17 protein-coding genes are annotated in these 17,943 nt (G+C 66.8%); 12 read left to right on the top strand and 5 right to left on the bottom strand.

Features of this window, described 5'->3' with window-relative positions:
* The first annotated feature begins 17 nt into the window (after positions 1-17).
* Positions 18-1,508 (top strand): potassium/proton antiporter, encoded by a 1,491-nt coding sequence (locus ABT304_RS24605; RefSeq protein WP_350719229.1) that lies wholly within the window; start codon positions 18-20, stop codon positions 1,506-1,508.
* 15 nt (positions 1,509-1,523) lie between these two features.
* On the opposite strand, the gene ABT304_RS24600 is transcribed toward ABT304_RS24605, so the two are convergent.
* Positions 1,524-2,039 (bottom strand): LytR C-terminal domain-containing protein, encoded by a 516-nt coding sequence (locus ABT304_RS24600; protein ID WP_350719227.1) that lies wholly within the window; start codon positions 2,037-2,039, stop codon positions 1,524-1,526.
* Between the two features lie 28 nt (positions 2,040-2,067).
* Complete coding sequence (locus ABT304_RS24595) at positions 2,068-2,361, bottom strand: type II toxin-antitoxin system VapB family antitoxin (protein WP_045551249.1); 294 nt, start codon at positions 2,359-2,361, stop codon at positions 2,068-2,070.
* 50 nt (positions 2,362-2,411) lie between these two features.
* Here ABT304_RS24595 and ABT304_RS24590 point away from each other — a divergent pair, with 50 nt between their 5' ends.
* Together ABT304_RS24590 and ABT304_RS24585 are read left to right on the top strand one after the other, a co-directional pair.
* Positions 2,412-3,974: a helicase HerA-like domain-containing protein gene (locus ABT304_RS24590; protein ID WP_350719225.1), complete on the top strand. Its 1,563-nt coding sequence runs from the start codon at positions 2,412-2,414 to the stop codon at positions 3,972-3,974.
* 54 nt (positions 3,975-4,028) lie between these two features.
* The gene (locus tag ABT304_RS24585) at positions 4,029-5,522 is read left to right on the top strand and encodes an amidohydrolase (RefSeq protein WP_350719223.1); all 1,494 of its coding nucleotides are present in this window, start codon (positions 4,029-4,031) and stop codon (positions 5,520-5,522) included.
* 86 nt (positions 5,523-5,608) lie between these two features.
* Here ABT304_RS24585 and ABT304_RS24580 read toward each other — a convergent pair whose 3' ends face one another.
* Positions 5,609-5,779: a hypothetical protein gene (locus tag ABT304_RS24580; RefSeq protein WP_201451161.1), complete on the bottom strand. Its 171-nt coding sequence runs from the start codon at positions 5,777-5,779 to the stop codon at positions 5,609-5,611.
* A 193-nt stretch (positions 5,780-5,972) separates the two neighbouring features.
* Positions 5,973-6,860 (bottom strand): spermidine synthase, encoded by an 888-nt coding sequence (locus ABT304_RS24575; RefSeq protein ID WP_350719221.1) that lies wholly within the window; start codon positions 6,858-6,860, stop codon positions 5,973-5,975.
* Positions 6,861-6,974: 114 nt separating this feature from the next.
* On the opposite strand from ABT304_RS24575, the gene ABT304_RS24570 reads away from it, so the two are divergent.
* The 9 genes from ABT304_RS24570 (at position 6,975) to ABT304_RS24530 (ending at position 17,374) form a co-directional block, all read left to right on the top strand.
* Positions 6,975-8,360, top strand: a complete 1,386-nt coding sequence (locus ABT304_RS24570) for an RDD family protein (protein ID WP_350719219.1) — start codon at positions 6,975-6,977, stop codon at positions 8,358-8,360.
* Between the two features lie 64 nt (positions 8,361-8,424).
* Positions 8,425-12,930 (top strand): type VII secretion EssC family protein, encoded by a 4,506-nt coding sequence (locus ABT304_RS24565; RefSeq protein WP_350719218.1) that lies wholly within the window; start codon positions 8,425-8,427, stop codon positions 12,928-12,930.
* Between the two features lie 125 nt (positions 12,931-13,055).
* Positions 13,056-13,343: a WXG100 family type VII secretion target gene (locus ABT304_RS24560; RefSeq protein WP_008356172.1), complete on the top strand. Its 288-nt coding sequence runs from the start codon at positions 13,056-13,058 to the stop codon at positions 13,341-13,343.
* Between the two features lie 337 nt (positions 13,344-13,680).
* On the top strand, positions 13,681-13,968 hold the full coding sequence (locus tag ABT304_RS24555) for a WXG100 family type VII secretion target (RefSeq protein WP_008356172.1): 288 nt from the start codon (positions 13,681-13,683) through the stop codon (positions 13,966-13,968).
* Positions 13,969-14,078: 110 nt separating this feature from the next.
* A complete protein-coding gene (locus ABT304_RS24550) occupies positions 14,079-14,411 on the top strand; it encodes a flagellar protein FlgN (protein ID WP_350719216.1) in 333 nt (110 codons plus the stop codon).
* A 26-nt stretch (positions 14,412-14,437) separates the two neighbouring features.
* Positions 14,438-15,628, top strand: a complete 1,191-nt coding sequence (locus tag ABT304_RS24545; protein WP_350719214.1) for a hypothetical protein — start codon at positions 14,438-14,440, stop codon at positions 15,626-15,628.
* Positions 15,629-15,760: 132 nt separating this feature from the next.
* A complete protein-coding gene (locus ABT304_RS24540) occupies positions 15,761-16,294 on the top strand; it encodes a hypothetical protein (RefSeq protein WP_350719212.1) in 534 nt (177 codons plus the stop codon).
* On the top strand, positions 16,284-16,904 hold the full coding sequence (locus ABT304_RS24535) for a hypothetical protein (protein ID WP_350719211.1): 621 nt from the start codon (positions 16,284-16,286) through the stop codon (positions 16,902-16,904). Before ABT304_RS24540 ends, ABT304_RS24535 begins: the two co-directional genes overlap by 11 nt.
* A complete protein-coding gene (locus ABT304_RS24530) occupies positions 16,904-17,374 on the top strand; it encodes a hypothetical protein (protein WP_350719209.1) in 471 nt (156 codons plus the stop codon). The genes ABT304_RS24535 and ABT304_RS24530 overlap by 1 nt, the downstream gene beginning before the upstream one ends.
* 71 nt (positions 17,375-17,445) lie before the next feature.
* On the opposite strand, the gene ABT304_RS24525 is transcribed toward ABT304_RS24530, so the two are convergent.
* Positions 17,446-17,883: a DUF3592 domain-containing protein gene (locus ABT304_RS24525; protein ID WP_350719208.1), complete on the bottom strand. Its 438-nt coding sequence runs from the start codon at positions 17,881-17,883 to the stop codon at positions 17,446-17,448.
* Between the last annotated feature and the right edge of the window lie 60 nt (positions 17,884-17,943).

The raw sequence follows: 17,943 nt of genomic DNA, 5'->3' as shown, positions 1-17,943 counted from the left end.
AGGGGGGCCCGGCACACATGAGTTTCGACGTCCACCAGTTCGACCTGTTCGTGCTGATCGGCTCGCTGGTCACGCTCCTGGCGATCCTCGCGGTGCGGATGTCGACGAAGGCCGGGCTCCCGTCGCTGCTGATCTACCTGCTGATGGGCGTCCTGCTCGGTGAGTCGGTGCTCGGGATCCGGTTCGACGACGCAGCGCTCGCGCACGCCGTCGGCTTCGGAGCGCTGGCGCTGATCCTGGCCGAAGGTGGTCTGACGACGTCGTGGAAGGACGTACGTCCCGCCTTCGGGCTCGGGCTGATGCTGGCCACGGTCGGGGTGGTGATCTCGATCGGGATCGTCGCCGTGGGTGCGCACTATCTGCTCGGGCTCTCCTGGCAGCTGGCGTTCCTGCTGGGGGCGGTGACCTCGCCGACCGACGCGGCGGCGGTGTTCTCGGTGCTGCGGGTTGTGCCGCTGCCCAAGAGGCTGACCGGTGTCCTCGAGGCGGAGTCGGGGCTGAACGACGCCCCCACCGTGGTGATCGTGACGCTGATCGCCAGCGGGGCGATCGCTGAGCACCATCCGGTCGTCGTGGCCGGGATCGTGGTCGGCGAGCTGCTGCTGGGCATCGTGGTCGGCCTGCTCGTCGGCTTCGGTGGAGCGTGGCTGATGCGGAGGGCCGCGCTGCCCTCCGCCGGTCTCTATCCGCTGGCGGTGATGACGCTGGCCTTCCTGGCATACGGCGGAGCGGCGTGGCTGCACGGGTCCGGCTTCGCGGCGATCTACGTGGCCGCACTCCTGCTCGGCAACTCCGACCTGCCCCACCGTGGCGCCACCCGGTCCTTCGCCGAGGGGGTCGCCTGGCTGGCCCAGATCGGGCTCTTCGTGATGCTCGGGCTGCTGTTGTCCCCGGGACGTATCGACCTCCAGACGATCGGCCTCGCGCTCGCCGCCGGCCTGATCCTGACCTTCATCGCCCGGCCCACATCCGTGCTGGTCAGCACGGTGGTCTCCCGGATGACGTGGCGGGAGACCGTGTTCGTCTCCTGGGCGGGGTTGCGTGGCGCGGTGCCGGTCGTGCTCACCACCATCCCCCTGGCCGCGGGTGTCGACGGCGCCGAGGACCTCTTCGACCTGGTCTTCGTGATGGTCGTCGTCTACACGCTGCTGACCGGTCCGACACTGCCGTGGGTCGCCCGCGTGCTCGGGGTCGCTCGTCCCAACGACCCGCGCTCGCTCGACCTCGATGTCGCGCCGCTGGAGCAGATCGCGGCGGACCTGATCCAACTCCGGATCCCGCGCGAGTCGCGCCTGCACGGCGTCGAGGTCAGCGAGCTCCGGCTGCCCACGGGGTCGTCGGTGTCGCTGCTGATCCGCGACGGACGGACCCTGGTTCCGGAGGAGACCACGGTCCTCCGCGCCCGTGACGTCGTCCTGGTCGTCGTACCCCGCCACCAGCGTGAGCTCGCGGAGCGGCGCCTCGAGATGGTCAGCCGGAAGGGCCGGCTCGCGGGCTGGCTGCGCTGAGCGGAGGCGTACGCCTTATTCGACCGGAGGGCTGCAGATCGTGGCGTCCGCCTTGGCCGTGACGGTCTTGTCGCCGCCGGTGACCTTGGGGAAGTTCTCGCCAGTCACGACCACGATGCCCGGGATGTCCGACTTGGTCTCCACGATCTTCGCGTCACCGAGCCAGCTCGCGACGAGCGCGGCTGAAGGAGCGTTCTTGTCGGGCGTCCACACCTCGACGGTCTTCAGCTTGGTGCCGCTGGGCGCGTTGCCGGTGGAGCCCTTGACGAAGCCCGCGTCGACGAGGTCCGTCATCGCCCGGGTGGCGAGCCCGGCGCGCGTGCTCGCGTTGAGCACGGTCACGACCACCTGCGACGGGTAGACCTTGGAGCCCTTCTTGACCGGCGCGTCCACGCACGGTCCGACGTCGACCTTCTGCGGGAAGGGCGCGGTCATCGCCTTCCATCCCCAGGCGCCGGCCAGAGCGACCGCGGCCGCTAGGACGGCGAGGATGATGAACGTACGAAGTCCCGTGAGGGCCGAATCGAGCATGACGCCGAGCCTAACCGCTCGGAACGCGCTAACCGAGGCTGTGCACGCGGGCGTGCAGGACGTTGCGCTGCTGGAGCGCCGCGCGGAGGGCCCGGTGGAGCCCGTCCTCGAGATAGAGCTCGCCGTTCCACTCCACGACATGGGCGAAGAGGTCGCCGAAGAACGTCGAGTCCTCGTTGAGCAGAGCCACCAGCTGGAGGGTGTCCTTCGTGGTCACCAGCTCGTCGAGGCGGACCGTCCGAGGAGGCAGCGCGGCCCACCCCTTGGTCGTCAGACCATGGTCAGGGTAGGGGCGAGAATCGCCGACACGCTTGAAGATCACCCTCGTGACTGTATCGCCCCCCGACCAAATCCCAACATAGAGTCCTGGTCATGACGGATGCTGCTGCTCTCTCAGAAGCGGTCGGGCCCGGCTACCAATTCGAGGGTTCCGCCCTCGAGCTCGGGGGCCTCATGGCGGACGCTGAGACGTTGTTGGAGACGCCGATTCGCATTCCCCTGGGGATGCTGAACCGGCATGGGCTGGTCGCCGGGGCGACCGGCACGGGCAAGACGAAGACCCTGCAGCTGCTCGCCGAGCAGCTCTCCGCAGCCGGGGTCCCGGTGTTCGCAGCCGACATCAAGGGCGACCTCTCCGGTCTGTCCGTGCCGGGCGAGTCCAGCGAGAAGCTGACCGCACGGGCGGCATCCGTCGGGCAGGCGTGGCAGGCGCGCGGGTTCCCGGTCGAGTTCTTCGCGCTCGGCGGTGAGGGCACCGGCATCCCGGTCCGGGTCACCGTCGACGCCTTCGGCCCGACGCTCCTCTCCAAGGTCCTCGATCTCAACGAGACCCAGGAGTCCTCGCTCGGTCTCGTCTTCCACTACGCCGAGAAGGCCGGCCTGAAGCTGGTCGGCCTCGACGACCTGCGGGCGGTGCTGCAGTGGTTGGTCTCCGACGAGGGCAAGGCCGATCTCAAGGGCCTGGGCGGCCTCTCGTCGGCGACGACAGGGGTGATCCTGCGTACGCTCATCGCCTTCGCCGACCAGGGCGCGGACGAGTTCTTCGGTGAGCCGGCCTTCGCGGTCACGGATTTCGTACGCAACGACGGGGACGCCGGGATCATCTCGCTGTTGGAGCTGCCCAACCTGCAGGACCGGCCGGCGATCTTCTCGACCTTCCTGATGTGGCTGCTCGCCGAGCTCTTCCGGGCGCTGCCCGAGGTCGGTGACGTCGACAAGCCGAAGCTGGTCTTCTTCTTCGACGAGGCGCACCTGCTCTTCAACGACGCCTCCGACGCGTTCCTCGACCAGATCACCAACACCGTCCGGCTGATCCGCTCCAAGGGTGTCGGGGTCTTCTTCGTAACCCAGAAGCCGACCGACGTCCCCGACGACGTGCTCGGCCAGCTCGGCTCGCGTATCCAGCACCAGCTGCGGGTCGCCACGCCCAACGACGCCAAGGCCCTCAAGGCCAGCGTCAACACCTACCCGACCTCCTCCTACGACGACCTCGGCGCGGTCATCCAGACGCTCGGCATCGGCGAGGCGATCGTGACCGTCATGAACGAGCGCGGCGCACCGACGCCGGTCGCCTGGACGCGGCTGCGCGCCCCCGAGTCGCTGATGGCTCCTGCGGACGCCGCCGCGATGGAAGCCGCCGTCGCGGCGTCGCCCCTGGCGGCGAAGTACACCGCGTCCGTCGAGGTCGAGTCGGCCGTCGACCAGGTCAAGGCGAAGACGGACGCGGCAGCGGCCGCACGCGCGGCCGAGGCGGAGGAGAAGGCCGCCCAGAAGACGGCTCAGAAGACCGCCTCGAAGAAGTCCTCCGGGTCCCGATCGCGGTCGCGTGACGACGACGACTCGATGATCGAGACGGTGGTGAAGTCGACCGCCTTCAAGCAGGCCGCGCGCACCGCCGCGAGGGAGCTCGTCAGGGGAATCTTCAAGCGCCGCTGAGGCTCCTCGGTATCTGATTGGCTCGAGCATGGGCAGACTCCTTATCGTCTGCTCATGCCCGACCTTCTCCTTCGGAACGTACGTATCGTTCCGCTCTCACCCCAGGCGACCGTGCCTGCCGGGGTGGTTGACGTTCTCGTCGCCGACGGTGTCGTGTCGGCGGTCGGAGAAGGCCTGTCCCGACCGGAGGGTGTCGAGGCGTACGACGCCGGTGGGCGCTGGCTCGTGCCGGGTCTGTGGGACGCCCACACCCACCTCGGCCAGTGGACGCTGAAGGCCAGCAGGCTGGACCTGCACGGCACCCGTTCGCCCGCTGAGGCGCTGGCGCGGGTCGCCGCTGCCGCGCGCGAGGTCGGGCCGGGTGAGGCGATCGTCGGGATGGGCCACTCGGCCGGCACCTGGGACCGCTGGGGCACGGTCTCCGAGCTCGACTCGGTCACCGGTGGCATCCCCGCGATCCTGGTCAACCACGACTTCCATCACGCCTGGCTGAACACCGCTGCGCTCGACGCCGTGGACCTGCCGCGCCGGGAGGACATGGTGGAGGAGACGGAGTGGTTCGAGACCTATCCGCGGGTTGCGGAGCTCTTCGAGTCCAACGGGAGCACGCCCGCCGCCTACCGACGGATGCTGGCCCGGACCGCCGCGCTCGGGGTGGTCGGGATGACCGACTTCGAGGTCGGCATCCGGCTCGACGACTGGCGCTCGCGGTGGGCGTCCGGCTGCGACCTGCTGCGGATCCGGGTCGCGACGTACGCCGACCAGCTCGACGAGGCGATCGCCGAGGGGCTGCGTACGGGGGACCGGCTGCTCCCCGGCGAGGACCGGCTGACGATGGGACCGCTCAAGATCATCAGCGACGGGTCGCTGGGCACGCGGACCGCGTGGTGCTGCGACCCGTACGCCGACGACCCGGACAGCTGCGGAGCGCCGAACCAGTCACTGGACGAGCTGCAGGGACTCCTGGGGAAGGCGCACGCTGCCGGTCTCGAGGTGGCCACGCACGCGATCGGTGACCGGGCGGTGTCGGAGGCACTGGCGGCGTACGCGACGACGGGGGCACGCGGAAGCATCGAGCACGCCCAGCTCGTACGTCGCGATGACCTGCCGCTGATGGCTCGGCTCGGGATCACCGCATCGGTGCAGCCGGCGCACATCCTCGACGACCGCGAGATGACCGAGGACGTCTGGCCGGGGCGGGAGGACCGCTGCTTCGCGACCCGCTGGATGCTCGACGAAGGAGTGCGGGTCGCGCTCGGGTCGGATGCTCCGGTCGCGCCGCTCGATCCGTGGCTGGCCATCGCGGCCGCCGTCGGGCGCTCGCGGGACGGCAAGGAGCCGTGGCACCCGGAGCAGGCGCTCACCGTCCAGGAGGCGTTGGCGGCGTCGGTCGACGGTCAGCCCACGGTTGCTCCCGGATCACGCGGCGACCTGGCCGTCCTCGACATCGACCCGCTCCGGGCCTCGGTCGGAGATCTCGCCGCGATCGCTCACGGTGGGGTCGTGCTGACCACGGTCGGCGGCCGGATCGTCCACCGCAGCTCCTAGTCGAACGCCCGGAAATGAGCGAAGGCCCGGCCGTCGTCGGCCGGGCCTTGCGCAACGGGATCGTGGATCCCCCGTTCAGCTGCTGGTCACGCGGACCAGCGCACCGAGTCGTCGACGAAGTCGGCGAACACGTGAACACCGCGCAGGTCCTGGCGCTCGTCCATGAGCTTCGTCAGGGCACTGGCGTGACGGAACTTGAGGCTGTGCTGCTTCGCAGCACCGTTGGCCTCAGGCTGGGTGGCGGTGAGTGTTTCCATCGAGGTCCCCCCTACAACGGATAGATGGTGTGCATCGTGGTTTGTCCTGCGCATCAAGCATCCCGCCCGCACGTCGCAAGCAGGTTGTTTGAACGTTACAAGCCGGTTTCGGTAAAAGAAATGGCTGGCGATGCCTGTCGCGGTATCTGCCGAGCGATAGGGCCGAATCTCGCTAGACAAAGGCGATGGAGCCTCAGTCGGCGGTGGATCTGAGCGTGTCGACGGCCTGGCGGGCCTGCTCGAGGAGCCGCAGCGCGGCGCTCGCGTCGGGAAGGTTCGGCTCCGGGGACCAGAGCTGGTCGGCATCGCTGATCGGGTCGGCGCCGTCGACGATCGGGTCGAGGTCGGTCACCAGCGCGCCCTTCGACGGGTCGCCGGCGAGCGCGGCGCGGATCGCCTCGCCGTCGATCGGGGCCGCCGAGGCGATCAGGGTGGCATTGCCGAACCTCGCTCCCGCGAGCGCGGATCCCTGCACGATCATCGCGACATGCCCGAAGACCGTACGCAATGTCGCGAGCTCACGACGGGTGAAGAGCAGCTCGGGGCCGGCGACGGAGTTCAGCACGAGCCGACCGTCCTCGCGCAGCGCGTCGCGTGCCGCGGTCATGCACTCCAGCGAGGTGAACGCCGGCGGGATCCGGTTGCCGACGAAGATGTCGATGACGATGGCATCGTGCTCCGAACCCCGGTGAGCCTCGAGCCATGAACGTGCCTCGGCGGTCGCCATGGTGATCCCCGGCGGAAGCGGGAACCGTGACCTGGTCAGCTCGACCAGCGCGGGCTCGATCTCCACGACCGTCTGCGTGGTCGCGGGCCATCGGTGGGCGACCGCACGGGGGAGGGCGAGCAGCGCCCCACCCAGGTGGGCCACGCTGCGGGGCGCCTGGTCCCCGAGCGCAGCCAGCATCCACCGGATCGAGGCGAGCTTCGGCGGTTGCGCCGGGTCCTCCCCGAGGTGGGACTGAGCGACGCCGTCGATCTGGATCGCCCAGCCGTCCTCCTTGCGAACGAGATCGGCGGTGCTGCCGTCCGAGAAGACGATGCGCTCGAGGCTCCCGGATGGCCCGGAGGGTGTTGACATACGTCGATCCTGCCAGACACCATCGCGCCCGAGCCGGGACATTCCGGTAGCCTTCTGGCGTTGTTGGTCAGCGCCGAAAAATACTCGGACATCGGGCGTGAGGGAGTTCTTGCGGTGGAGATATGGGAGGTCGCCGAAAATGACGACCGGATCGAGGGTCTCACCGCCGACGGAAAGCCGGATCCGGCCTACGCCGCCTCGCTCGGTCTGAAGGACGCGCCGCTGGGCCGTCGTGCGGTCGCGGCCGCCGTCGACATCGTCTGCTACCTGCTCCTGCAGGTCCCCTACCTAGTCTTCACGCTCCCGCTGCTGCTGAAGCTCGCCCAGGGCAAGTTCGGCTTCGCCCGGTTCCTGAGCCACCCCGACTTCATGCTGGCGGCGATCGCGGGCGGCGCCACCGTGCTGCTGAGCCTGATCTTCGTCATCGTCCAGATCGTCTTCCACGGCCGTCGCGGGGTCACGCTGGGCAAGTCCGTCGCCGGAATCCGCTCGATCAACGTCAAGACGCTCGAGCGGCCGGGCGTCGGCCGCGCCTTCCTCCGCGCGTTGGTGCTCTGGGGCTCCGGGATCATCCCGATCGCGCCGATCGTCTTCCTCGCCTCGCCGCTGTTCGACAAGGAGCAGCGGAGCCGCGGCTGGCACGACAAGGTCGCCGAGACCTGGATGGTCGACGTACGCGAGGGCCTCGACCCCTACGACGAGAAGCGGATGCGCATCGCCCGCAAGACGGTCGCGGCCGCGCCCGTCGCACAGCGGAAGTCGCTGCCTTCACTCACCACACCCAACGACGACGACTCCGGCAGCTACCGGCCCTCGGGGCGGGTCAGCGCCGGCGTGCTCGGCGTCTCCCGCCCGAAGCCGAGGCACGACGAGGCGGGCGCCTCTCCTGGTGGCGCGCTCGCGACCCCGCCGTCGGGCCCCGTGGCCCCGAAGCCGGTCACCCCGGCGATCCCGCCCTCGCGCGCGGTGACCCCCAACCAGAGCCAGGCGGTGCCCCCGCCGCCTCCGACGCCGACCCCCACGCCGTACCCGACTCCGGCTCCGGCTCCGACTCCGACGCCGCACCCGACTCCGGCTCCGACGCCGCACGTGACTCCGGCTCCGACGCCGCACGCGACCCCGACTCCGACGCCGCACCCGACCCCTCCGCCGACGTCCGGCGGTCAGCCGCCGCGAGAGCGGGGCATCATGCTCAAGGTCGACTCCGGCGAGCGGATCCCGGTGACCGGCCTGGTGCTCGTCGGCCGCGACCCGGCTCTGACGGAGAACACGCTGGGCGCGCGTACGGTCTCGATCATCGACGTGTCGGTCTCGAAGACCCACCTCTCGCTGCGCCCCAGCGGGGACGGCGTCGAGGTCACCGACCGCGGCTCGACCAACGGCACCGTGGTGATCCACGAGGGTGCCACCCGACGACTGAACGCGTGGGAGCCGGTGCTGGCACCGGTCGGCGCGATGATCCGGTTCGGCGACCGCTCGGCCCTGGTGCGTCGCGGGTGACCGCCATCCCACCTGCGGCATCTGGCTGCATTGACTTTTGGCACGTTGACGAGGGGATCGAAGGATGAAGGTCAAGCTCACTCTGCACCGGCCGGGTGTCGCGCCTGCGGATGTGATCGTCACCGCCGACTCCACGGCCACCGCTGGTGACGTCGCTCGGCACATCGCCGACGCGGACCCGGCGCGCTCCGTGATCGCCGGTGAGCAGGACATCTTGACTCTGGCCGTCGCCCCGCCGACCGCCGACCGGATGGAGCCGCTCGAGCCCGACGTACCCATCGGCGATGCGCCGATCGGGTCGGGGTTCGCGGCCGCGGTCGTCAACCTGGGCCCCGACAACGAGCAGACCGGCTCCCGGCGCAAGAGCGTCGGTGTGCTCCGGGCGATCGACGGTCCGGTGCGGGGGCAGGCGTTCCCGCTGACCACCGGCCACGCCTCGATCGGCCGCGGTCCCGAGAACGAGATCGTGCTCGCCGACCCGATGGTCTCCAAGCGTCACGCCCGCATCGAGGTGGACCGCTCGGTCGAGCTCGTCGACCTCAACTCGGCCAACGGCGTCGTCGTCGACGGCACCCAGGTCTCCCGCGTACGTCTGGCGCCGGACACGCCGGTCGTCATCGGTGGCACCACGCTGGTCATGCAGCTCTCGGCCGACTTCCTCTCCGCCGTCGAGGACCCGGTGCTCGAGCGCGGTGGCGGCCTGCTCTTCAACCGCAGCCCGCGGGTCGACGTCCGCTATCCCGGCACCGAGCACCCGCCGCCGTGGATGCCGACGGAGATGCAGAAGAAGCTGTTCCCGTGGTTCGTGCTGATCGCACCGATCATCATGGCGCTCTCGATCTACGCGATGACCGGCCGTGCCCGCGCGCTGCTGCTGGTCGTGATGACCCCGATGATGGCGGTCGGTAACTACATCAACCAGCACCGCCAGGCCGGCGCGAAGCAGGACCACGAGATCGAGCTCTTCGAGCGGCAGTTCGAGAAGCTGGAAGAGGTCTTCTATCGCAGCAAGCCGGAGGAGGAGCTCGCTCGCAACGAGGAGGTCCCGGCGGTCGCCGAGGTCTTCGAGCAGGCGATGCAGCTCGGTCCGCGGCTGTGGACCCGGCGTCCCGAGCACTGGAACTTCCTGGCCGTACGACTCGGCACCACTCGCGCGCTGTCGCGCAACTCGATCGCGGAGCGTGACACCCAGAATGGTCTGCCCGAGTTCATCGAGCGGATCGACCGTCTGAAGGAGCGCTACAAGTACGTCGACGACGTACCGCTGCTGGAGTCGCTCCCCGCGGTGGGCTCTGTCGGTGTCGCCGGGCCGGCCGGCCCGGCCGCCGACGCGATGCGCGGACTCGCGGTGCAGCTCTTCGGTCTGCACGCGCCCAACGAGGTCGTCACCGTCGCCTTCGCCGACCCGGACTGGGTCGAGGAGTTCGAGTGGCTCAAGTGGCTGCCGCACACCACCTCGGAGACCAACCGGTTCAAGGACATGCCGCTGGCCGACTCCGCGCCGACGGCCAACGCCCTGCTCAGCGCGCTGGAGGAATACATCATGCGCGCCGGCCGGACCGCTGAGCACCGCGGCCCGTTCCCGGAGAAGTGGAACCCGATGCAGTTCGGGACCGACGTCGCCCGGGCCGGGGAGGAGACCAACGCGCGGGTGCAGGTCTCCATCATCGTCTTCGTCACCAACGACGCTCCGGTCGACCGGGCCCGGCTGGTCCAGGTCCTCGAGCGCGGCGCCGATGTCGGCGTACACGCGGTCTTCATGTCCTCCACCGTCGAGGCCCTGCCGGCGGTGTGCCGCAGCTTCCTGGACGTGAGCAACGGCTTGGAGCGCGCCACCGTAGGGCTCGTCCGCAACGGCGACCTCTACGAGGGCGTCACCGTCGAGGGTGTCTCCAACGCCTACATGGACATGTTCGCCAAGCGGCTCGCGCCGGTGGTGGACGCCAGCACCGTCGTCCACGACTCCTCCGACCTCCCCAACTCGGTCGGCTTCCTGTCGCTGGTCGGCAACGAGGTCGCCGAGGACCCGCACTCCGTGGTGGAGCGCTGGCGGCAGAACAACTCGATCATCGACCGCTCCGACCGGCCGCGGCCGCGGCTGAAGAAGGCGGGCAACCTGCGCGCCATCATCGGCCAGGGAGCCTCGGACGCGATGACGCTGGACCTGCGTACGCAGGGCCCGCACGCCCTCGTCGGCGGCACCACCGGTGCCGGTAAGTCCGAGTTCCTGCAGGCGTGGGTGCTCGGGATCGCCTCGGCCCACTCGCCCGACCGGGTGACGTTCCTCTTCGTCGACTACAAGGGCGGCTCGGCCTTCGCGGACTGCATCGAGCTGCCGCACTGCGTCGGTCTGGTGACCGACCTGAGCCCGCACCTCGTACGCCGTGCGCTGACCAGCCTCAAGGCCGAGCTGCACTACCGCGAGCACCTGTTCAACCGGAAGAAGGCCAAGGACCTCCTCGAGCTGGAGAAGCGACAGGACCCGGAGTGCCCGCCCGCGCTGGTGCTCGTCATCGACGAGTTCGCGGCACTGGCCGGTGAGGTGCCGGAGTTCGTCGACGGCGTCGTCGACATCGCCCAGCGAGGTCGTTCGCTGGGTATCCACCTGATCATGGCGACCCAGCGCCCGGCGGGTGTCATCAAGGACAACCTGCGGGCCAACACCAACCTCCGCGTCGCGCTGCGTATGGCCGACGAGACCGACTCCAAGGACGTCGTCGACGACCCGATCGCCGGGACCTTCCCGCCTTCCCTTCCGGGCCGTGGCATCGCGAAGACCGGACCGGGTCGCCTGACCCCGTTCCAGTCCGCGTACGCCGGTGGCTGGACGCGCAATGACGAAGTCGTCACCGCCGACGTGAAGGTGGCCGAGCTCAAGTTCGGTTCGATCACGGAGTGGGAGCCGGAGCGCCCGCCGGAGAGCGACTCGCACGACGAGGACCTCGGCCCCAACGACCAGAAGCGGATCGTGGCCAACCTGATCAAGGCCTCTGCCACCGCCGGTCTGATGACCCCGCGGCGGCCGTGGCTCGATGACCTGGCGTCCGTGGTCGACATGCGCGACCTGCCGCTGGAGGGTGACGGACAGATCCTGCTGGGTCTTGCCGACCTCCCGGAGCGCCAGCAGCAGAACGCGATCTACTTCGCTCCCGACCGCGACGGCTCGCTGCTCATCTTCGGCTCGTCCGGGTCGGGTAAGTCGACCCTGCTGAAGACGATCGCGACCGCCGCCGGCGCCCGTCCGGAGCTGGGCCGGGTCCAGGTCTACGGCCTCGACTTCGCCTCCGGCGCGCTGGGCGCGATCGAGCGTCTCCCGCACGTCGGCTCGATCATCGACGGCGACGACGCCGAGCGTCTGCAGCGGCTGATGCGCACGCTCGAGCGGGAGATGGACCGCCGCTCGGAGCTGTTCTCCAAGGCCGCGGCCGCCAACCTCACCGAATACCGTGAGATCGCCGACCAGTCGATGCCGCGCATCCTGCTCCTGATCGACAACTACCCCGAGTTCAAGAAGGAGTGGGAGATCGCCGCCGGCCGGGCGCCGTTCTACCAGTCCTTCATGCGGGTCCTCGGCGAGGGCCGCCCGCTCGGCATCCACGCGGTGATCACCGCCGACCGGTCCGGGTCCGTCCCGACGGCCGTCTTCGCGAACATCCCGCGCCGTGTCGTCATGCGGCTCTCCGACCCGAGCCAGTACGTCCTGGTCGGAGCACCCAAGGACGTACTCAACGAGCAGTCGGTGCCCGGCCGCGCCGTCGTCGACAAGGCCGAGGTGCAGCTCGCCGTTCTCGGTGGGACGACCAACGTCGCCGAGCAGACCAAGGCTCTCGACGAGCTGGTCTCGCAGCTGCGTGCCCTGGGTGTTCCCGAGGTCGGCGAGATCGGTGCCCTGCCGACGAAGATCTCCAGCCGGTCGCTTCCCGCGCAGGTCAACGGTCAGCCCGTCTTCGGTATCGCCGACGACACCCTGGCGCCGCGCGGCTTCGACCCGATCGGCTCGTTCATCGTCACCGGCCCGCCGCAGTCGGGCAAGACCAACGTACTCAAGGCGCTCGTCGAGTCCATGGAACGCTTCGACCCCGAGGTGAAGCTGTTCCACCTCGGCAGCCGTCGTGCCATGCTCGGCGACTTCCGTCCCTGGGTACGCAGCGCCACCCGCCCCGACGACGAGAAGGCGCTCGTCACCGAGCTCGCCGAGATCGTCGCCGACGAGTCCTTCCCCGGCCGCATCATGATCGTCGCCGAGGACATCACCCACCTGGCCGACGGTCCCGCCGACCGTCCGATGCGCGCCCTGCTGCAGGCGATCAACAACTCCGACCACCTCTTCGTCGGCGACGCCGACGTCACTCGAGCCGGCGGCGGCTCGGGCGTCATGGGTGAGTGGAAGGCCGCTCGCCAGGGAATCGTGCTCAAGCCGGACACCTACGACGGCGACACGCTGTTCAAGGTTCCGTTCGGCAAGCTCAAGCGCACCGACTTCCCCGCAGGCCGCGGAATCTTCGTCCAGGCAGGTCGCACGGTGACCATGCAGATGCCTCTCGCGAGCGACGCCGAGGGTTCTGCATGAACGTCTGCATAAATCGGACAACGAAGCGGCTTTTACCCTTCACAACCTCATGAAGGGTGCCCTACGGTGTCGGGCGGCGTGCTCTCGTGCGTCACCTCATGAAATCCCGGGAAAGGTAATGAGCGATGAGTGACTTCGGCGCAACCTACGACGAGATGACCGGCACCGCCGACAAGCTCGACCAGGGCAAGGACACGATCGAGTCGGCGCTGGACGAGTGCCAGGGCTACGTGGACGAGCTGGTTCAGGACGGCTTCAAGACCGAGAAGGCGTCGGGCAAGTTCCAGGACGGCTACACCGAGATGACCACCGGCCTCAAGGACGCCATCGCTGGTGTCGAGGACATGGCCCAGGCCCTGCGTGACATGGCGACCGCCATCCAGGACCTGGACTCGCAGCTCGCCGGCGGCTGAGCCGCAGCGTTGGTCAATATGGTGGGCCGGCATCTCTGTCGGCCCACCATTACCCGTCTCGGTCAGGGGCTGCGGTGTCGACTCCCGCCGGGTGTGCTGCTGCCACCGCCTAAACCGGGATGAGCTGAAACTTTACTTTCGGAGATGTTTAGAACCGGCCGTAGCGGGTAGGACTACCGCGACGACGTTGATTGCCTGGATCTCGGACCACCACGCTCGGGATGACGGTGTCGGCTCGTCGGTTCACGCTCACGACCATGTGATGCGTGAGTGAAGGTGACGAACGGCGCCGCAATCGGGTGTCGTGTAATGAAAATTGCGGGAAAGGCAATGATCGATGAGTGACTTCGGGGCAACATACGACGAGATGACCGGCACCGCCGACAAGCTCGACCAGGGCAAGGACACGATCGAGTCCGCTCTGGATGAGTGCCAGGGCTACGTCGACGAGCTCGTTCAGGACGGGTTCAAGACGGAGAAGGCGTCGGGCAAGTTCCAGGACGGCTACACGGAGATGACGACCGGTCTGAAGGACGCCATTGCTGGTGTCGAGGACATGGCGCAGGCTCTGCGTGACATGGCCACGGCGATCCAGGACCTGGACTCGCAGCTCGCCGGCGGCTGATCTGGCAGATCTCCACGGTGGGTCGCGGCGTCGCCTGGACCCACCGTGGAGGCGTCATTCAGTGCTAGCAGCAGCAACTGTTTCGTCTAGGGAGAAGCAGGGATATCGGTATGGCAGACGACTTCTACATCGACCTCGCTCAGCTCAACGCGGTTAAGGACGCGCTCAAGGAGATCACCTCGGAGTTCGAGGATGCGGAGGACAACGCGGATGACCTCGAGGACGCCATTGGTGATCCATACGGGCGATCGGAGTTGCGCGAGGCTGCGGAGGACTTTGAGGACCGCTGGAACCACAAGCGCGATGAGCTGAAAGAGAGCCTCGACGAAGTTTTGGAACACGTCAAGGGTGTCATCGAGAACGTTGAAAAGTGGGACAGCGACACCGCGATCCAGTTGTCCGCGCCAGAGGTGAAGGCCGCCAAGGCCCCGGCCGGGCGCTAACCGGGACGACTGGCTAGGAGACTTCAATGGCTTATATGGAAAGTTCGCCCAAGGGACGCTTCATCGAGAAGGTCGATGGTGAGCCCGGTGCAATCAGCAAGCGTGGGAAGAAGATCGAGGAACTTGGCGAGATGATGCTCAGCAGTGCCTTGGTGCTGCAGAACATCGCCGACAACGCCCTCGGGGGAGACTCGATGAAGGGTAAGGCGATCAATGCCCTTCGTGAATCGATCGGCGATTCTCATGAGACTCTCAAGCAGGCCGGAGAATTGTACAAGCCGGTCGGGCCAGTGATCAAGGCTTATGGCGATGCCCTCGAAGACATCCAGGGTAAGATCGAGACAGCCGTCAATGATGCGCAGGACCGGTACGACCACTACTTCTCGTTGCCTGGCGATAAAGAGGACAGTCAGACCGAAGAAGAGGGTGGTCTGCTGGGCATCGGGGGCACCGATAAGGAAGAGGCTGCCGAGAATCAGGCGAAGGCTCAGGCTTATCAGGACTTCATCGACAAGGCCACGGAGTTCGACGCCCATTACGATACTTGGGAAGACGCCTTCGAGACCGCGGCAAACGGCATCGAGGACAAGACCGCAGGGAGCATCGAAGACAGTGCCTGGTCGGACTGGGCAGATGTCCTCAAGGTCGTCGGTACCATCGTCGCCATCGCTGCCTTGTGCACGGGCATTGGTGCGCTCGTCTGGCTGGGGGTCGGGCTCGGTGTGCTCGCTACGGCTGTCACAGTTGGGCAGGTGGCCAACGGTGAGGCGGACTGGCTAGATGTCGCGATAACGGCGTTAAGTATCATTCCGGTCACCAAGGCAGGCAACGTTGCTGGGTCGCTAGGAAGGATGTCGTTGACAGGAGAAAAGCTGGGCGTCGCGATGTTCAAGAACGCCGTGCCGTCCTTTACCGGTCTGCTGAAGATGTCCGACGACAGTTTGATCGGCGCGTGGAAGGCCGGCGGCCTGAGCACCGTGGGGAAGTTTTTGGCCACGGGGTCGACGGGCGGGGTAGCTGGTGTTGCGGACGGTTTGCTCGCCAAGTCGATCGGCATGGGTCCAATGACGCTGAGCCAAACCAACATCGTGACATCAATGAGCTCGTACGTTGCGGGCGGCAATGGCATCGGTAACCTCTTGAGCATCAACGGCTGGTCTGGGAACCTGGGTTTCCCGAGCGTGAGTGTTCCGGACACAGCTGGGTTGGTCTTCTAGATATGCGAGTGACACATGAGTGACCTTGATCGCTGGGGAGTTCAGGTCGTCGAAGACTTTCGGGAGCCTGGGTGGTTCCACATTCCGAGCCGAATGACTAGCGCTGAAGCAGATGCTTGGGTTGAGTCTGCCATGGTGCAGGTCAACGGGCTCGTCGGTGTTCCGCGTTGGGACGGGTCGGCCACGCCTGAGGAAATGCTGCGCGGGATCCTTGAGTACGGGGTTCAGGACGAGCCCGCGCTGCCCTCTGTTGCAACTTTCCAAGTGTGGCCTCTGCCAGGTCCCGCCGTCCTGACATGTCGCGTCTGTCTGGTCGACGGCGGTTCCGTCCCTGATTTCACCGAAGTCGCTGGAGCGGCCATTCACGTCGTCGAATCCAAGGAACTCGGGACGGGGATCCAGTTCTCTACCAAGCATGTGGTCGAGGATGCCGGCGGGGAGGTTACCCTCCATTCGGTGGACCTGATCTTTGCTGATGATGATGCCGCGATGGTATTCAGCCTCGAGCAGAGCTTTCCTGCCCTGATTGCAGGAGCCATGCCAGGACTGGATGTCCTCAAGAACGCGTTTCGAGTGTTCCGGCCGGACGGCGGGAAGTTCGTCGGGCGTACGCCCGCGAATGTGCTCAATGAGAAGCCTTGGGAGTTGGTGGAGGATGCCCGATAAGCTCGACTTGCGGTCGATGCTCAACATGGATCCGCAGCCAGAGTTCCTCGTTGAGCTCCCTGTGGGATGGTCGAGGCGCGACGTATCGGATGAAACATTCCGCGACTTTGAAGCGTCCATGAAACGCAACTTGATGCAGGCGCATCAGCCGCAGACATACGCGGTTCTAGGTCCCGCTCTGCGCGATTCGTTCGACAAGATGCGCAACTCAGGGGCGTTCGCGTTCTTTGCGCCCATCGACGCGCCGGCAGAATCGCCCAGGATGGCTGCCTCGATCATTGCTCGTTATCGACGCTCCGAAGACGGGCAACCGTTGGATGGTCTTGTTCGGTCGCTGATCCGCGAGCGTGGGGCGCAACCGCTACTGGACGATCCGCGTACGCTGCGCTATGAGGACGCGGTTGAGGTTAGGTTGGGTGAGGGACGTTTCGTCAATCACTCGATTACCTACCTGACGCCGGTACCGGGATCGCGGCGGTTGAAGGCGCTTGAGCTTGTGGCCTCGCTTGTGCGACCGGCCGGCCTGCCAAAAGGCTCGGAGCGCTTGCGCGCGCAGAAGGACTTGCTCGATCTAATTGTAGCTAGCGTACGCTGGGTAAAGCCGAACTGATGGAAGGTAACGTGTCGAGTCAAATTGGACCTCAGGGCGCAACATTCAAACTGGGGCGGTTCTTTTTCCATTGGTGTGTAGCTTTCGGAATCGTTATTCTCCTTGCATTCCAGTCGCTAACCGCATTGATCGTACCCTCTGCATCCGACTATGAAGTGTCGGGGCCTGTGTCCCTCTTGGGAAGCGTTGCTCTCGGCATTTTCGCAATTTACCTTGGCGTGACGACATACCGCCTTGCGCACGGCGAGAAGACGGTTATTGCGGAACGTAGCGCTGGTTTTCGGATCTTGCTTCTGTTGGCGTTCGCCGTCCTTGCGCTGATCCGCGGGCTATGGTGGATTGTCGACATCGCCGGCGGCAACGCCGATAGCGTGTTCAACTACGTTGGAATGGTGTGGTTTACCGTTGCCGGCGCCGTCGGAATTCCCTTGGCGTTTATGCTCTTTTCGGCGCGAAAGGAAGTTGAGTGACGATTGTGTTGTGGCTCATGAATGAAGAGTGGGACGCGGCGCATGCCCATTCGAACCAGCAGACTTGAACGTCAGTTCGACATCGTGCTCCAGAGTGCGTCGGACAGAAGTAAGCCAGCGAAGGCGAGGAAGGCGACGGTCCAAGGGACGCCGAGTACGTACCACGTAGTCTTAGGGATGGTGTAGATACTGCTCTTCTCCGGGTTCCTCGGGTGGTATCTGACCCCAACCTCTTCGCCGACCATGGGTAGGCCGTTGACCTTGCCGACGCCCTCGTAGACTTGGCCGTCCGGGGTGCGGAACACATACCTGGCGCTCCTGGAATCCGTCATCGCGCCGCTGGTTGTTTGTTGCTTTTCGACGAAGGTGAGTTGAATCCGGGCAGTGCCTCGATCCCACGTCTCAAGCGTGTGTCGTTCGCGAAGGTAGAGGATCGCGGGAAGACATGCGATTGCGAACGCCGCGATGGCTATGGCCAACATGATGATCTGGCGTTCGGTCTCCTGCACCGTTTTCTCCTTCGTCTGGTGTCCGTCAGTCCAATGATTGTCCCACTTGAGCGTACGAGC

This window comes from Nocardioides sp. NPDC000445, from assembly GCF_040300245.1.
GTDB lineage: Bacteria > Actinomycetota > Actinomycetes > Propionibacteriales > Nocardioidaceae > Nocardioides.
Note: the sequence above shows the minus strand (reverse complement) of the source record. Positions and strands in the feature narration are given on the sequence as shown.

Excerpts from the sequence above, each read along its gene's own strand:
- ABT304_RS24605 (WP_350719229.1), top strand. The coding sequence starts at position 18 with ATGAGTTTCGACGTCCACCAGTTCGACCTGTTCGTGCTGATCGGCTCG.
- ABT304_RS24600 (WP_350719227.1), bottom strand. The coding sequence starts at position 2,039 with ATGCTCGATTCGGCCCTCACGGGACTTCGTACGTTCATCATCCTCGCC.
- ABT304_RS24590 (WP_350719225.1), top strand. The coding sequence starts at position 2,412 with ATGACGGATGCTGCTGCTCTCTCAGAAGCGGTCGGGCCCGGCTACCAA.
- ABT304_RS24585 (WP_350719223.1), top strand. The coding sequence starts at position 4,029 with ATGCCCGACCTTCTCCTTCGGAACGTACGTATCGTTCCGCTCTCACCC.
- ABT304_RS24580 (WP_201451161.1), bottom strand. The coding sequence starts at position 5,779 with ATGGAAACACTCACCGCCACCCAGCCTGAGGCCAACGGTGCTGCGAAG.
- ABT304_RS24575 (WP_350719221.1), bottom strand. The coding sequence starts at position 6,860 with ATGTCAACACCCTCCGGGCCATCCGGGAGCCTCGAGCGCATCGTCTTC.
- ABT304_RS24565 (WP_350719218.1), top strand. The coding sequence starts at position 8,425 with ATGAAGGTCAAGCTCACTCTGCACCGGCCGGGTGTCGCGCCTGCGGAT.
- ABT304_RS24560 (WP_008356172.1), top strand. The coding sequence starts at position 13,056 with ATGAGTGACTTCGGCGCAACCTACGACGAGATGACCGGCACCGCCGAC.
- ABT304_RS24555 (WP_008356172.1), top strand. The coding sequence starts at position 13,681 with ATGAGTGACTTCGGGGCAACATACGACGAGATGACCGGCACCGCCGAC.
- ABT304_RS24550 (WP_350719216.1), top strand. The coding sequence starts at position 14,079 with ATGGCAGACGACTTCTACATCGACCTCGCTCAGCTCAACGCGGTTAAG.
- ABT304_RS24545 (WP_350719214.1), top strand. The coding sequence starts at position 14,438 with ATGGCTTATATGGAAAGTTCGCCCAAGGGACGCTTCATCGAGAAGGTC.
- ABT304_RS24540 (WP_350719212.1), top strand. The coding sequence starts at position 15,761 with ATGGTGCAGGTCAACGGGCTCGTCGGTGTTCCGCGTTGGGACGGGTCG.
- ABT304_RS24535 (WP_350719211.1), top strand. The coding sequence starts at position 16,284 with ATGCCCGATAAGCTCGACTTGCGGTCGATGCTCAACATGGATCCGCAG.
- ABT304_RS24530 (WP_350719209.1), top strand. The coding sequence starts at position 16,904 with ATGGAAGGTAACGTGTCGAGTCAAATTGGACCTCAGGGCGCAACATTC.